General features: G+C 63.9%; 15 protein-coding genes. 9 read left to right on the top strand and 6 right to left on the bottom strand.

Translation table 11 applies throughout. The annotated features are described in order from the left end of the window. The first annotated feature begins 77 nt into the window (after positions 1 to 77). From ACFPN5_RS21205 to cobA, 6 genes are read left to right on the top strand one after another with little or no spacing between them, the layout of a single operon-like run. Positions 78 to 1,763, top strand: a complete 1,686-nt coding sequence (locus tag ACFPN5_RS21205; protein WP_379785825.1) for a nitrite/sulfite reductase — start codon at positions 78 to 80, stop codon at positions 1,761 to 1,763. After that, entirely contained in the window at positions 1,756 to 2,313 is a 558-nt protein-coding gene (locus ACFPN5_RS21210) for a DUF934 domain-containing protein (protein ID WP_379785826.1), read from the top strand. Before ACFPN5_RS21205 ends, ACFPN5_RS21210 begins: the two co-directional genes overlap by 8 nt. Before the next feature lie 9 nt (positions 2,314 to 2,322). Continuing rightward, entirely contained in the window at positions 2,323 to 3,039 is a 717-nt protein-coding gene (locus tag ACFPN5_RS21215) for a phosphoadenylyl-sulfate reductase (protein ID WP_379785827.1), read from the top strand. A gap of 32 nt (positions 3,040 to 3,071) precedes the next feature. Next, on the top strand, positions 3,072 to 4,010 hold the full coding sequence (gene cysD / locus ACFPN5_RS21220; RefSeq protein ID WP_379785828.1) for a sulfate adenylyltransferase subunit CysD: 939 nt from the start codon (positions 3,072 to 3,074) through the stop codon (positions 4,008 to 4,010). Continuing rightward, positions 4,010 to 5,329: a sulfate adenylyltransferase subunit 1 gene (locus ACFPN5_RS21225; protein WP_379785829.1), complete on the top strand. Its 1,320-nt coding sequence runs from the start codon at positions 4,010 to 4,012 to the stop codon at positions 5,327 to 5,329. Before cysD ends, ACFPN5_RS21225 begins: the two co-directional genes overlap by 1 nt. A gap of 16 nt (positions 5,330 to 5,345) precedes the next feature. Continuing rightward, positions 5,346 to 6,134: a uroporphyrinogen-III C-methyltransferase gene (gene cobA, locus ACFPN5_RS21230; protein WP_379785830.1), complete on the top strand. Its 789-nt coding sequence runs from the start codon at positions 5,346 to 5,348 to the stop codon at positions 6,132 to 6,134. Between the two features lie 21 nt (positions 6,135 to 6,155). On the opposite strand, the gene ACFPN5_RS21235 is transcribed toward cobA, so the two are convergent. Beyond that, complete coding sequence (locus ACFPN5_RS21235) at positions 6,156 to 6,608, bottom strand: hypothetical protein (RefSeq protein WP_379785831.1); 453 nt, start codon at positions 6,606 to 6,608, stop codon at positions 6,156 to 6,158. Between the two features lie 318 nt (positions 6,609 to 6,926). On the opposite strand from ACFPN5_RS21235, the gene yghU reads away from it, so the two are divergent. Further along, a complete protein-coding gene (yghU, locus tag ACFPN5_RS21240; protein WP_379785832.1) occupies positions 6,927 to 7,763 on the top strand; it encodes a glutathione-dependent disulfide-bond oxidoreductase in 837 nt (278 codons plus the stop codon). A 27-nt stretch (positions 7,764 to 7,790) separates the two neighbouring features. Here the strand turns inward: yghU and ACFPN5_RS21245 are convergent, their stop codons facing one another. The 3 genes from ACFPN5_RS21245 to lptF are packed head-to-tail and all read right to left on the bottom strand — an operon-like array spanning position 7,791 to position 10,531. Then, positions 7,791 to 8,159 carry a sirohydrochlorin chelatase gene (locus tag ACFPN5_RS21245; protein WP_379785833.1) on the bottom strand — a complete coding sequence of 123 codons (369 nt, stop codon included), beginning with the start codon at positions 8,157 to 8,159 and terminating at the stop codon, positions 7,791 to 7,793. Between the two features lie 13 nt (positions 8,160 to 8,172). Beyond that, positions 8,173 to 9,366, bottom strand: coding sequence for an LPS export ABC transporter permease LptG (gene lptG, locus ACFPN5_RS21250; protein ID WP_379785834.1), 1,194 nt, complete (start codon positions 9,364 to 9,366; stop codon positions 8,173 to 8,175). Positions 9,367 to 9,376: 10 nt separating this feature from the next. Beyond that, positions 9,377 to 10,531: an LPS export ABC transporter permease LptF gene (gene lptF / locus ACFPN5_RS21255; RefSeq protein ID WP_379785835.1), complete on the bottom strand. Its 1,155-nt coding sequence runs from the start codon at positions 10,529 to 10,531 to the stop codon at positions 9,377 to 9,379. A 91-nt stretch (positions 10,532 to 10,622) separates the two neighbouring features. Here lptF and ACFPN5_RS21260 point away from each other — a divergent pair, with 91 nt between their 5' ends. Further along, positions 10,623 to 12,119, top strand: a complete 1,497-nt coding sequence (locus ACFPN5_RS21260) for a leucyl aminopeptidase (protein ID WP_379785836.1) — start codon at positions 10,623 to 10,625, stop codon at positions 12,117 to 12,119. A gap of 125 nt (positions 12,120 to 12,244) precedes the next feature. Here the strand turns inward: ACFPN5_RS21260 and ACFPN5_RS21265 are convergent, their stop codons facing one another. Together ACFPN5_RS21265 and ACFPN5_RS21270 are read right to left on the bottom strand one after the other, a co-directional pair. Beyond that, positions 12,245 to 12,433 carry a DUF1653 domain-containing protein gene (locus ACFPN5_RS21265; RefSeq protein WP_379786095.1) on the bottom strand — a complete coding sequence of 63 codons (189 nt, stop codon included), beginning with the start codon at positions 12,431 to 12,433 and terminating at the stop codon, positions 12,245 to 12,247. A 13-nt stretch (positions 12,434 to 12,446) separates the two neighbouring features. Next, complete coding sequence (locus tag ACFPN5_RS21270; protein ID WP_379785837.1) at positions 12,447 to 12,794, bottom strand: hypothetical protein; 348 nt, start codon at positions 12,792 to 12,794, stop codon at positions 12,447 to 12,449. Between the two features lie 435 nt (positions 12,795 to 13,229). Here ACFPN5_RS21270 and xth point away from each other — a divergent pair, with 435 nt between their 5' ends. Beyond that, positions 13,230 to 13,994: an exodeoxyribonuclease III gene (gene xth / locus ACFPN5_RS21275; RefSeq protein WP_379785838.1), complete on the top strand. Its 765-nt coding sequence runs from the start codon at positions 13,230 to 13,232 to the stop codon at positions 13,992 to 13,994. Positions 13,995 to 14,000 lie beyond the last annotated feature (6 nt).

Below are 14,000 nucleotides of genomic sequence, written 5' to 3' on the forward strand. Positions count from 1 at the left end.
GAGTACAGCGAGCATCGCAGGCCAAAAATCCGACGCGCAGTAGGTTTATCGAGGTCCCGCTCAACCAGGATTCCGATATGTACCGTTATGACCAGTACGACCATCTCATCGTCCGCGAACGCATTGCGCAGTACCGCGACCAGGTTGCCCGCCGCCTGAACGACGAGCTGACCGAAGAAGAGTTCCTGCCGCTGCGCCTGCAAAACGGCCTCTACATGCAGCGCCACGCCTACATGCTGCGCATCGCCGTGCCGTATGGCCTGCTCTCGACCCAGCAGCTGCGCATGTTCGCGCACATTGCGCGCAAGTACGATCGCGGCTACGGCCACTTCACGACGCGCCAGAACATCCAGTTCAACTGGATCGAGCTGGAACACACGCCGGACATCCTGGCCGACCTGGCATCGGTCGAGATGCACGCGATCCAGACCTCGGGCAATTGCATCCGCAACATCACCACCGACGAGTTCGCCGGCGTTGCCGCGGACGAGATCATGGACCCGCGCCCGTTCGCCGAAATCCTGCGCCAGTGGAGCACCTTCCACCCCGAGTTCATCGCCCTGCCGCGCAAGTTCAAGGTGGCGATCAATGGCGCCGTGGAAGACCGCGCCGCGATTGCCATCCACGACATCGGCCTGACCCTGGTCCACAACGAGGCGGGCGAAGCCGGCTTCAAGTTCATGGCCGGCGGCGGCATGGGCCGCACGCCTATCCTCGGCAGCGTGATCCGCGACTTCCTGCCGTGGCAGCACCTGCTGACCTATACCGAAGCCGTGATGCGCGTGTACAACTCGTACGGCCGCCGCGACAACAAGTACAAGGCACGCATCAAGATCCTGCTGAAGTCTTTAGGCGTCGAGGAATTCGCGCGCCTGGTCGAGGAAGAGTGGCAAGACCTGAAGGACGGTCCGGAGACGCTGACCCGCGAGGAATACGACCGCGTTGCCGCCTATTTCGAGGCCCCTGCCTACGCGACCATCCCAAGCATCGACCCGCTCGCCGCGCACGCGGACAGCAAGCCATTCGCCAACTGGCTGCAGCGCAACGTCAAGCCGCACAAGGTGCCGGGCTACGCATCGGTCGTGCTGTCGCTGAAAAAGACCGGCGTGCCGCCGGGCGACGCTACCGCCGAGCAGATGGATTTCGTGGCCGATCTCGCCGACAAGTACAGCTTCGGCGAACTGCGCGTAACGCACGAGCAGAACCTGGTGCTGGCGGATGTGAAGCAGTCCGACCTGTTCGAGGTGTGGACGCTGGCCAAATCGAAAGGCCTGGCGACGCCGAACATTGGCCTCCTGACCGACATCATTGCCTGCCCGGGCGGCGACTTCTGCTCGCTGGCGAATGCGAAGTCGATCCCGATCGCGGCTGCCATTGCCGAGCGTTTCGACAACCTCGACTTCCAGCACGACATCGGCGACATCGAACTGAACATCTCGGGCTGCATCAATGCCTGCGGCCACCACCACGTCGGTTCCATCGGCGTGCTCGGCGTCGACAAGGACGGCAGCGAATGGTACCAGGTATCGATCGGCGGTTCGCAGGGCAACAACTCGGCCATCGGCAAGATCATCGGCCCTTCGTTCTCGGGCGGCCAGATGCCGGAAGTGATCGACCGCCTGCTGCAGGTATATGTCGGCAGCCGTTTCGAAGGCGAGCGCTTCGTGGACACCGCGCAGCGCCTGGGCATCGCGCCATTCAAGGAACACGTGTACGCCACGCCGATCTCAAAAGGTGAACTGGTTGGGGAAGACCATGCTTGAAGCACATAAAGAAATTATCCGCGGCCGTGAAGTCGTCGCTGACGACTGGAGCGTCCTGCGCCTGGCCGAGGGTGAAGCAGCCGAGACCGTTGCCGTCCCTGAGGGCAAGGTCATCGTGCCGTTGACGGTCTGGCTGGCCCAGAAGGAAACCCTGTCGCAACGCTTGGCACTGGGCGTGTGGATCGCCGCCGACGAGCGCTTCGAAAGCCTCAAGGGCGACGCCGACCGCTTTGCCGTGATTGCCGTCGACTTCCCGAAATTTTCCGATGGCCGCGGCTACTCGATCGCCTACAACGTGCGGCGTCGCCTCGGCTATACCGGCGAGCTGCGCGCGATCGGCGACGTGCTGCGCGACCAGCTGTTCTCGATGTCGCGCGTCGGCTTCAATGCCTACGCCACCCGCCAGGACCGTTCGATCCATGACGCACTGAAGGGCCTGACCGTGTTCTCCGAAACCTACCAGGCCTCGGTCGACCAGCCGCTGCCGCTGTTCCGCCGCAAGGAACGCGATGTGCCGCCGGAACACGTTGACGCCGGCGCGGGTATCTGAGGGAATCCCATGAGCGATCTCGCCCTTCGTGTCGCCGACACGCAAGCCATCCTCGCGCGCATTGCCGCCGACTTCACGCCGGCCGTGTTCGCCTCGAGCCTGGCCGCCGAGGACATGGTGCTGACCGACCTGATCCTGCGCGCGAAGCTGCCAATTGATATCTTCTCGCTGGAGACGGGCCGCCTGCCGAAGGAAACCCTGGCCGTGCTGGATGCGGTGAAGGCGACCTACGGCTATGAGATCGCCCTCTTCCGTCCGGACCCGCTCGCGGTCGAGCGTTACGTCACCCAGAACGGACTGAACGCCTTCTACGACAGCGTCGAGATGCGCCGCGAGTGCTGCCGCATCCGCAAGGTCGAGCCGCTCGGCCATGCGCTGGCCGGCAAGAAGGCCTGGATCACGGGCCAGCGCCGTGCCCAGTCCGCCACGCGCGCCAAACTGGACGTGCAGGAAGACGATCCGGCCCACATGATGGACAAGTTCAATCCGCTGGCGGACTGGTCAGAGGCTGAAGTCTGGGAATACATCCGCGCCAACAAGGTGCCGTACAACGCGCTGCACGACCGCGGCTACCCCTCGATCGGCTGCGAGCCCTGCACCCGCGCCATCCAGCCGGGCGAAGACGTGCGCGCCGGCCGCTGGTGGTGGGAAAACCCCGAGTCGAAGGAATGCGGCCTGCACGTGGTCGACGGCAAGCTTATTCGCATCAAATCCGTGGCAGTTTGAATCGCGCCACACAAGAACACAAGGCAGAACCCATGACGAACCTCTCCGATAGCACGAGCATCCTCGCCACCGTCAACGCGCGCCATCTCGACGCCCTCGAATCCGAAGCGATCCACATCCTGCGCGAAGTGGCGGCCGAATGCGCCAACCCTGCCCTGCTGTTCTCGGGCGGCAAGGATTCGGTGGTGCTGCTGCGCCTGGCCGAGAAGGCCTTCCGCCCTGGCAAATTCCCATTCCCGCTGGTGCACATCGACACCGGACACAATTTCGATGAAGTGATCACCTTCCGCGACGCCCGTGTCGCGGAACTGGGCGAGCGCCTGATCGTCGGCTCGGTCGAAGATTCGATCAAGCGCGGCACCGTGCGCCTGCGTAACCCGGCAACGGATTCGCGCAACGCGGCCCAGGCCGTGACGCTGCTGGAAACCATCGCCGAACACGGTTTCGACGCCTGCATCGGCGGCGCCCGCCGCGACGAGGAAAAGGCCCGCGCCAAGGAGCGCATCTTCTCCTTCCGCGACGAATTCGGCCAGTGGGACCCGAAGGCCCAGCGCCCGGAACTGTGGGACCTGTATAACACCCGCGTCCACCCGGGCGAAAACATGCGCGTGTTCCCGATCTCGAACTGGACCGAACTGGACGTGTGGCAGTACATCGCCCGCGAACAGCTCGCCCTGCCACCCATTTACTTTGCGCACCAGCGCCAGGTGATTCCGCGCAACGGCCTGCTGGTGCCGCTGACGCCGCTCACGCCGCCACGCGATGGTGAAACGGTGGAAACGCAGACCGTGCGCTTCCGTACCGTCGGCGACATTTCGTGCACCTGCCCGGTGTCGTCCGATGCCGCGACCGTCGAGGCGATCATCGCGGAAACCGCCGTCACGCAAGTGACCGAACGCGGCGCCACCCGGATGGATGACCAGACTTCGGAAGCCTCGATGGAAAAACGCAAGAAGCAAGGATATTTCTGATGAACGCCCGGGACCAAGCCATGACCCACAACCTCACCCAACACAGCCTCCTGCGCTTCATCACCGCCGGTTCCGTCGACGACGGCAAGAGCACCCTGATCGGCCGCCTGCTGTTCGACAGCAAGGGCATCTTCGCGGACCAGCTGGCCGCCGTCTCGCGCTCGAAGCACAAGCGCACCGTGGGCGATACGATCGACCTGTCGCTGCTGACCGACGGCCTGGAAGCCGAGCGCGAACAGGGCATCACGATCGACGTCGCCTACCGCTACTTCGCCACGCCGAAACGCAAGTTCATCATCGCCGACACCCCGGGCCACGAGCAGTACACCCGCAACATGGTCACCGGCGCCTCGACCGCCGACGCCGTGATCATCCTGGTGGACGTGTCGAAAGTGAAGCTGCGCGAAGATGGTGGCGTGGATTTGCTGATTCAAACCAAGCGCCACTCGACGATCGCCCACCTGCTGCAGATCGAGCACGTGATCGTCGCCGTCAACAAGATGGATTTGATCGGCTACGACCAGGCCATCTATGACCGCATCGTCGCGGCCTATGCCGAATTTGCCGCGTCGCTTGGCCTGAAGGACGTCACCGCGATCCCGCTCTCGGCCCTCGCTGGCGACAATGTCGTCGACCGCTCCGACAAGATGGGTTGGTACACCGGCCCAACCCTGATCGAGCTGCTGGAATCGCTCTCGGTCTACGACGAAGCGCACGATGCGCCCTTCCGCTTCCCGGTGCAGCTGGTGGCCCGCCACAACGGCCACGAGGCGAACGACTTCCGCGGCTACATGGGCCGCATCGAATCGGGCAACGTCAAGGTCGGCGACAAGCTGGTGGTGCAGCCCTCGGGCCAGAGCGCGACCGTGAAAGAGATCCTCACCTTCGACGGTTCGCTCGAGACGGCCGCCGCCGGCCAGTCGGTCACGCTGCTGCTCGACGAATACCTGGACATCTCGCGCGGCGACACCCTGGCCGGCGCCGAAGCACCGGCCACCCTGCTCAAACAGGTGGTGGCGGATGTGTGCTGGATGTCGGACGAGCCGCTGGATGTGCGCCGCAAGTACTGGATCAAGCACGGCACGCGCCAGACGGCGGCCAAGGTGACCAAGGTCGACACCCTGCTCGACATCAACACCCAAGTCCGTCATCCTGCGGACGGCCTGAAGCTGAACGACATCGCGCGCATCCACCTCACGGTGCAGCAGCCGCTGGCGGCCGACGCCTATGCCGAGATCCGCGCCACCGGTGCCTTCATCCTGATCGATGAAGTCACGCACCAGACTGTCGCGGCGGGTATGATTCGCCTGGGCGAATAACACACAGGAGCGGCGCATGGGCCTTCTCGAAGACGATGTGCCGCATACAGGCAATCAGCGTGCCGGCAAGGTCTGGCTGGTCGGCGCGGGGCCGGGCGCGGAAGACCTGATCACCGTGCGCGGCGCGCGCCTGCTGGCGCAGGCCGACGTCGTGCTCTACGACGCGCTGGTCACGCCCGGGATGCTCGCGCTGTGCGCGCAGGCGACGCTGATCTCGGTGGGCAAACGCTCGGGCCAGCGTTCCACGGCCCAGGAATCGATCAACCGCCAGCTGGTCGAATGCGCTTTCCAGTATGGCACCGTCGTGCGCCTGAAAGGCGGCGACCCGATGCTGTTCGGCCGCGCCGACGAGGAGTTGCGCGCGCTCGAGGCGGAGGGGATCGAGGTCGAGATCGTCCCCGGCATCACCACCGCCGTCGCGGCCGCGGCGGCCACCAAGCAGCCGCTCACCAAGCGCGGCGTCGCCCGCAGCGTCGCCTTCTTCACCTCGAGTACCGGGCCGGACCAGCCGGAACACCCCGCCCTGCCCCATACCGACACCCTGGTCCAGTACATGGGCGGGCGCGAGGCCGCCGCCACCGCCGAGCGCCTGCTGGCCGAGGGGCGCCGCATCGATACGCCAGTGGTGGTGGTGGAGAACTGCAGCCGCCCTGACCAACGCATCGAGCGCCTGACGCTGGCCGGCCTGGCCAGGGGCCTTGGTACGGCGCACGGACCGGTCCTGGTGATGATTGGTGAAGCCCTGCGCCTGCGCGAGCACCAGCCGGCGCTGGCGCCGTCCCAGGCGCTGCTCGACAGCGCTTGAGCCTCCAGTCCGGGCTTGCAGCTAAGAGCCGCAATGCGCCCGGGCCTTGTCGTACTCCTCGATTTGCCTGACCAGCTGGTCGGCCGCCGCATGGGTATCGGCCGCGATGCGGTTCAGGTGGGCGATCGCCGCTTCCAGCCGCTGGCCCGCCTGGCCGCGGCATTCCCGGGTACGCCACAGCGCCAGGTCGCGCCGCATGACGGCCAGGTCGTCCTTCAGTTCGCACAGCATCCGGCGCAGGCTGCCGTCCGCGTCGACCATGCCCGGAATGCTGCCCGCGTTCAGGCGTCCCGACAGGGTGCCGATTTTCATGCCCATGTCGGCGATGCGGCGCGCGGTCGCGTCGATGCGGCGCGCGCAGCGGGTCTGCGCGAACAGGCCGCCGGGAAGCCGGATCCCGTCCCAGAACGGCGTCTCGCCTGCACGCGCGGGCAGTAGCTTGGCAAAAATCAGTTTCAGCATGGATCGGAGCATGAATGCACCTGTCAGTAGGGAAAGCCGGGGTCGGTTAGGAATCGCCCGAGCAGTGTGTTCGACATCGCAGGGGCTGTCAAACGAGGCACCGGCCTGCGGCCATGATGCGGAACAATCCGTGGCGAGTTCGCCCTATTTGTTAGCAGGGCGTTATCGCTATCGGCCCGCGCCTGGAAAAAACAGGGGTGGTCCGAGCAAAAGGAGGAGGACTCGGGTAAGCTCGCGGCACATGCAATGCTGACATCAGGTGCCTGCATCCTGGTGCGGCAACGCGGCTGTTACCACCTCAGTTACTACTTTATCTGCGAGGAGATCTTCATGTCCGATCAACCATACGTGCCGCCCAAGGTCTGGGTGCCGCAGGAATCCGGTGGCACGTTTGCCAGCATCAACCGTCCCGCCGCCGGCCCGACCCATGAGGCCGAACTCCCTGTGGGCAAGCATCCGCTCCAGCTGTATTCGCTGGCCACGCCGAACGGCGTGAAGGTGACGATCATGCTGGAAGAGCTGCTCGCCGCCGGTCATGCCGGCGCGGAATACGACGCCTGGCTCATCCGCATCAACGAAGGCGCGCAGTTCTCCAGCGGTTTCGTGGAGGTCAATCCGAATTCAAAAATTCCGGCATTGATGGACCGCAGCACCGAGCCGCCGGTGCGCGTGTTCGAGTCCGGTTCGATCCTCGTCTACCTGGCCGAGAAATTCGGCGCCTTCCTGCCGACGACGGTGCCAGCGCGTACTGAAACGCTGAACTGGCTGTTCTGGCAGATGGGCTCGGCGCCTTTTGTCGGCGGCGGCTTCGGCCACTTCTACGCCTACGCGCCCGAAAAATTCGAGTACCCGATTAACCGCTATGCGATGGAAGCGAAGCGCCAGCTCGACGTGCTGGACCGCCAGTTGGCGCAGCACCGCTTCGTGGCGGGAGACGAGTACACGATTGCCGACATGGCGATCTGGCCGTGGTATGGCGGCCTTGTGCTGGGCGAGCTGTACGAGGCGGGGGAATTCCTGTCCGTGCACGAGTACAAGCACGTACGGCGCTGGGCCGATGAGGTCGCGGCCCGCCCGGCGGTGATCCGCGGGCGCAAGGTCAACCGCGTGCGCGGCAATCCGGAAGAACAGGTGGCGGAGCGCCACAACGCGGTGGATTTGGATTAATCGTAGGGTGGGCACCCCGCGCCCACCCTACCCGAGCGAGCGCACGCAGTAATCCGTCATCGCCGCCAGCACGCCCGGGTCTTCCCCGACCGCTCCGGCCACCGTCAATTGCAGCCCCGGATGCGCCGCCCGCAAGCCCTCGGCCAGCAGCGGCAAGTCGCGCAGCAGGTGCCCGCCCTGCCCCAGGAACACGGGCACGATCGTGAGCTCACGGGCGCCGCCCGCCACCAGCGCCGCCACCGTTTCCGGCAGGCGCGGCTCCATCAGTTCGAGGAAGGCCAGGCGCACTTCCACCTCCGGCAGGCGCGCATGCGTCAGGTCGCGCAGGCGCTCGAAGGGCGCCGCCCAGGATGCGGCGCGGGCGCCATGGGCGAACAGGACCAGTGCACGTTTCATCAATTTCCCTTCATCAGTGTCGCTCCACCCAGCGCAGCGCCAGGATGGCGAGCAGCAGGAACAGTAAACTCGGCGCCACCGCCGTGAAGAAGGCCGGCCAGGTCGACAGCAGCCCCAGGTGCGCGAACAGCGAATTGATCAGGATGAAGCCCACCCCGATCATGATGCCGACGAAAATCTTCAGGCTGACGCCGCCGCTGCGCGTGTGCAGGTAGGCGAACGGCAGGGCCAGCGCCATCAGCACGAAAATCGACAGCGGGTCGATGATCTTCTTCCAGAACGCGATCTTGAAGCGCTCGCTCTCCTGGCGGTTTTCGACCAGGTGGCGCGAGTACACGGCCAGTTCATTGGCCGACATGCGCTCCGGATCGCGGCGCGACACCTGCAGGATCTTCGGCGTGATCTCGGAGACCAGGTTCATGCTGGCCACCTGGCGCGTGGCGACCGCGCTGGTCTCCTGGCCGTAGGTGCTCTGGATGCTCTGGCCTTTTGGCAGCGGCGTACCTGGCGCCGGCAGCACGCGGCTATTGGTGAACAGGGTTTCGGTGACGTCCAGCAGGCGCCAGGTGCCGTTGCCGCTGAAGCTGGCGCTTTTCGCCGTGATCAGGGCGCGCATGCGCAGCGCGGTATCGAATTCGTAGAGGCGCACGTCCACCAGCGAGCCGTCCGGGCGGATCGTGCGCGCATTGAAGAAGCGCGAGCCGACGATCGGTCCGCGCACGCCGTTGCTCGCTTCGGCATGCACGTTATCCTTGGTCCACATCCCGGAACGGAATTCGGAGGCGAGCGTGGCGCCCTTGGCCGACAGGCGCACCTTCTCGGCCAGCGGCGCCGTGCGCGGTGTGATCAGCTCACCGAAGATGAAGGTGATGACGACGAACACGATGCCGATCTTGAACAGCATCCAGCCGGCCATGCGTGTCGTCATCGACGAGGCGCGCATGATCGTGAATTCCGAGGTCTGCGCGAATTGCGCCAGCGCATAGATGGTGCCGATCAGGGCCGCGACCGGCATGACTTCATACACGTGCCCCGGCAGCATCAGCGCCACGTACAAGAGCGCGTGATGGAACATGTAATTGCCCCTGCCGACCTGCGGCAGCTCGCGCGTCAGGTCCATGAAGGCGATCAGGCCGAGGAAGGCGACCAGGACGAAGAGGACCGCTTGCGCGATGTTGATCGCGAAATAGCGTTGTAGTACTTTCATCGCTGCACTTTCATCGGGTCTCCACCATGGCCGCTTGCGGCGTCTTGCGCTTCAGGCGGCGGCGCTTCCAGGCATTGAACAGGACCAGCGGGTGGTAGTGGTGGTTCACGTTCAGGCGCCAGGCGAACAGCGCCAGGATGATCAGGGCGACGATCAGGTGCAGCGGCCACCAGGCCATGGCGAAATCGAGCTTCTGCCGCTTGACGCTCGCTTCGACCATCTTGACCAGGTTATTGTAGGTAAAGAAGATCAGCAGGGCCAGGATCAGGTTGGCCGAACTGCCGGCGCGCGGATTGACGAACCCTAAGGGAATCGCGAGCAGGATCAGCAGCAGGCAGACGATCGGCTGCGAGATGCGCGAGAGCAGTTCCGAGCGCGTGTACTGGTTCTTTACCGCCAGCAGGGTCGGCGTCGACTGCGCGTCGAGCGGCACGTCGGCGCCGAGCACCGGCACCGTGGTCGCCACGCGCATGCTGTAACGCTCGAACTCCATCGACTGGAAATCGGCCTGTCCGGGCACTCCCTCGTAGCGCCGGCCGTTTTTCAGCACCAGGTACTGGCCGCCCTTGCCGTCCGCCTCGATCACGCCTTCGCGGGCGACGACGATCGACTTGCCGTCCTTGCCCTGATCGGTATTGACGAACACGTTCTGGACCACGGTCGACCCGTTGGTGCTGCCTTCGACGAAGAAGACGCGGTCAGCCGACGAAGACTCGCGGAACTGGCCCGGCGCCACGCGTTTGAGGTCTTCGCGCTTCTCGAAGCGCTGGATGAATTCCGTGCTCTTCATCTTGGCCCAGGGCGCGACTACCAGCGACACCGCCCCTACCAGCAGCACCAGCGGCAGGCCGAAGGTGAGCACCGGGCGGATCCAGGCCAGCAGCGACTGGCCCGAGGCGAACCAGACGACCATTTCGGAATCGCGATAGCTGCGCGTGATGGCCACCAGGACAGAAATAAAACTGGTGAGAATCAGGACAGTTGGCAGATAATTCAGTGATTGAAACGCAATCAATGCGACGACGTCGCCGGATGCGACGCGTCCTCCCGCGGCCCTGCCGAGGATGGCAATCAGGGTCCAGGTGACGCACACCGTGAACAATACCGTGAAGGTTGCCCCGGCTGCGCTGGCCAGTTCACGATGCAAAGCGCGGTGGAAGATCATTCGATAGTTATAATTGCAGGTTGAGCAGCTTAAGTACACTGCGCGGCACAATGCGTACACAACGCGCGCACAAAACGAAACGGAGAATCAAATGGACTTTAGCATAAAAGCATTCGACACAAAAAACACCCTGGCCGCGGCCAAGACCGGCTGTTTGGCAGTGGCGGTGTTCGAGAACAAAAAACTGTCGCAGGCTGCGAAAGCCCTCGATCAAACCGGTGAAATCACTGCGGCACTGAAGTCGGGCGACATCACCGGCAAGGCCGGTTCGACCCTCCTGCTGCGTGGCGTGGCCGGTGTGGCCGCGGCGCGCGTGCTGCTGGTCGGGATGGGCGCGGACGAGGCGGTGGCCGAGAAAAGTTTCAATACCGCGGTCGGCGCGACGCTGAAAGCCTTCGGGTCGCTGGGCGCGGCGGATGCCATTATCGCATTTCCGATGACCGAAGTGAAAGAGCGCACGCCTGAATGGGCCCTGCAGGCTATCGTCATCGCCGCCACCGAGAGCGAATTCCGCACCGACGCGCAAAAGAGCAAGAAGGATCCGGCCCCGGCAGGCGTGCGCAAGATCACGCTGGCCCTGCCGCTGGCCAACGGCGAAGCCAAGGCCACGCTGGCGCAGGCGATCGCGATTTCCAACGGCATGAACCTGACCAAGGAACTGGGCAACCTGTCGCCCAACATCTGCACCCCGACCTATCTCGCCACCGTCGCGCGCAAGCTCGCCGACGACCATGGCTTCGACGTCGAAGTCCTGGAGCGCAAGCAGCTGGAAGCCCTGAAGATGGGTTCCTTCCTGGCGGTGGCCAAGGGCAGCGATGAAGCGCCGAAGTTCATCGTCCTCAAGCACATGGGCGGCAACAAGAAGGACGCTCCGACCGTCCTGGTCGGCAAGGGCATTACCTTCGACTCCGGCGGCATCTCGATCAAGCCGGGCCCCGGCATGGACGAAATGAAGTACGACATGGGCGGCGCCGGCTCGGTGCTGGGCACCTTCCGCGCGATCGGCGAAATGGGCCTGAAGCTCAACGTCATCGGCATCGTCGCCACCTGCGAAAACATGCCTTCGGGCCGCGCGACCAAGCCGGGCGACATCGTCACCGCGATGAACGGCCTGACCATCGAGATCCTGAATACCGACGCCGAAGGCCGCCTGATCCTGTGCGACGCCCTCACCTATGCCGAGCGCTTCAAGCCGGCGGCAGTGGTCGACATCGCCACGCTGACGGGCGCCTGCATCGTCTCGCTGGGTCACCACAACAGCGGCCTGTTCACCCGCCACGACGCCGCGCACGATGCGCTGGCCGACGAGCTGCTCGACGCCGGCAAGCGGGCCGGCGACGGCGCCTGGCGCCTGCCGATCGGCGAGATCTACAACGAGCAGCTGAAGTCGAACTTTGCCGACCTGGCCAACATCGGCACGCCGGGCGGCGCTTCGATCACGGCGGCCTGCTTCCTCGAGAACTTCACCCGCAACTACACCTGGGCGCACCTGGACATCGCCGGCACCGCCTGGAAGAGCGGCGCGCAAAAAGGCGCGACCGGCCGTCCGGTGCCGCTGCTGACGACCTTCCTGATGAACAGGGTGTGATGCAGGGTGTGATGCGCGTGCAGCTGAAATGACAACGGGCCTCTGATGAGGCCCGTTTTTTTCGGGTGTCGCCGTGAGCCCGGCAGCCGGGGCATGGAGAACCGTAGGATGTGGCTACCGAGTCGTCACGACACCGGCGCAAACCGCGGCACCAGCATGCCGTCGACCTCGACCGGCTCGAAGAACACCGTCTTCGGCCGCGCCCAGATCGATCCGTCCGCGGCGCGGTAGATGATCATCGGTGTCAGGTCGGCCTCGAGCGTGGCCTCGCAGACCAGCTCGTACAGGCCGCCTTTGTAATGGCGGTACTGTATCAAGGCTACTTCCTCAGGCCTGCTCGGCCGTGGCTTTCTGCTTTTTCTTCAGGCCCTGGATCACCTTCAACACGCCTTCCATGCCGGCGGTTTCGTCCAGGTCGCTGAACGCGTCCAGCACTTCGTTGAGCACGCGATTGCGTACCGCTGCCTCGTCGGGCTGGACCGCCTTGGGGGCGCCCTCGCCTGGGGCAAACTTCGCTGGCGTGTCGGCTGCCGTTTTGGCGCCGTGCGCCAGGGCTGCCTGCCAGATCACCCAGCGGCGCTGGGTTTCATAGACCAGGTATTCCTCGGGCTTGTCCTCGCGGCGGCGAACGATGTGACCATCGCGCTGGGCCCATGCTTCAAATGCACTGCGCATCTCTGTCCTTTTCATGTGGGTACGGATACTCGCTATCGAAACAGCAATATTTCACCATAGTACCATTCGACGCTTAAAACCCTTGCACGGATGAAGCTCAATCGTGCGCGGGGATGGGCGGAAAAATGCACTCGACCTACACTGTTGTGCGTTAACCGAAAGCAACTATATATTACTTGGAAGTAACATCAGAATGTGACATGCTACACCGTAAGTGTTACTTCTCGCTACCATTAAATTGCAATCACCTTGGCAATATATTTTAAACCACTAAATTGTTTATAGAGCATCTCGGTTGCAGTTGAAGCAAAACAGATGGTCGATGTGTGTGATTCACGCACATTCCCGAAAAGTTGCAGGAATCGTCACCAGGATCGATACTGCGCACCTGTTGCGGCGGAGGTCCGTCGCACGTTTCACTTACCATGCGCCACCATGAAAATAGCAACCTGGAATGTCAACTCGCTGAAGGTCCGCCTCCCGCATCTGCTGCGCTGGCTGGAAACCAATCCCGTCGACGTGCTCTGCCTGCAAGAGACCAAACTCACGGACGACAAGTTTCCCGTCGCCGACATCAACGCCGCCGGCTACCAGGTTGCCTTCAGCGGCCAGAAAACCTATAACGGCGTCGCCATCCTGTCGCGCTTCCCGATTGTCGATGTCGTCAAGAACAATCCCCATTTCGAGGACGAGCAGCAGCGCATCATCGCCGCCACCATCGAAGGCGTGCGTTTCGTCTGCGCGTACATCCCGAACGGCCAGGCAGTCGACTCGGACAAGTATGTCTACAAGATGGCGTGGCTAGACGCCCTGCACACGTGGCTGGGCGAGGAACTGCGCCAGCATCCGCGGCTCGCGCTGCTCGGCGACTACAACATCGCACCGGAAGACCGCGACGTGCACGACCCTGTCGAATGGGAAGGCAAGATCCACTGCTCCGAGCGCGAACGCGCGGCCATGATTGCGCTGGGTGGGCTGGGACTGGTCGATTCGTTCCGCCTGTTCGAGCAGCCGGAAAAGCAGTACAGCTGGTGGGATTACCGCATGATGGGTTTCCGCCGCAACCGCGGGCTGCGCATCGACCACATCCTGCTGTCGCCTGAGCTGGCGCAGCGCTGCACGGGGTGCGTGATTGATCGCGAGCCGAGGAAGTGGGAGCAGCCGTCGGATCACACGCCGGTGATTGCAACGATTGATTAATCCGTA

It is taken from the genome of Massilia niabensis (assembly GCF_042655085.1).
Taxonomy (GTDB): domain Bacteria; phylum Pseudomonadota; class Gammaproteobacteria; order Burkholderiales; family Burkholderiaceae_D; genus Telluria; species Telluria niabensis.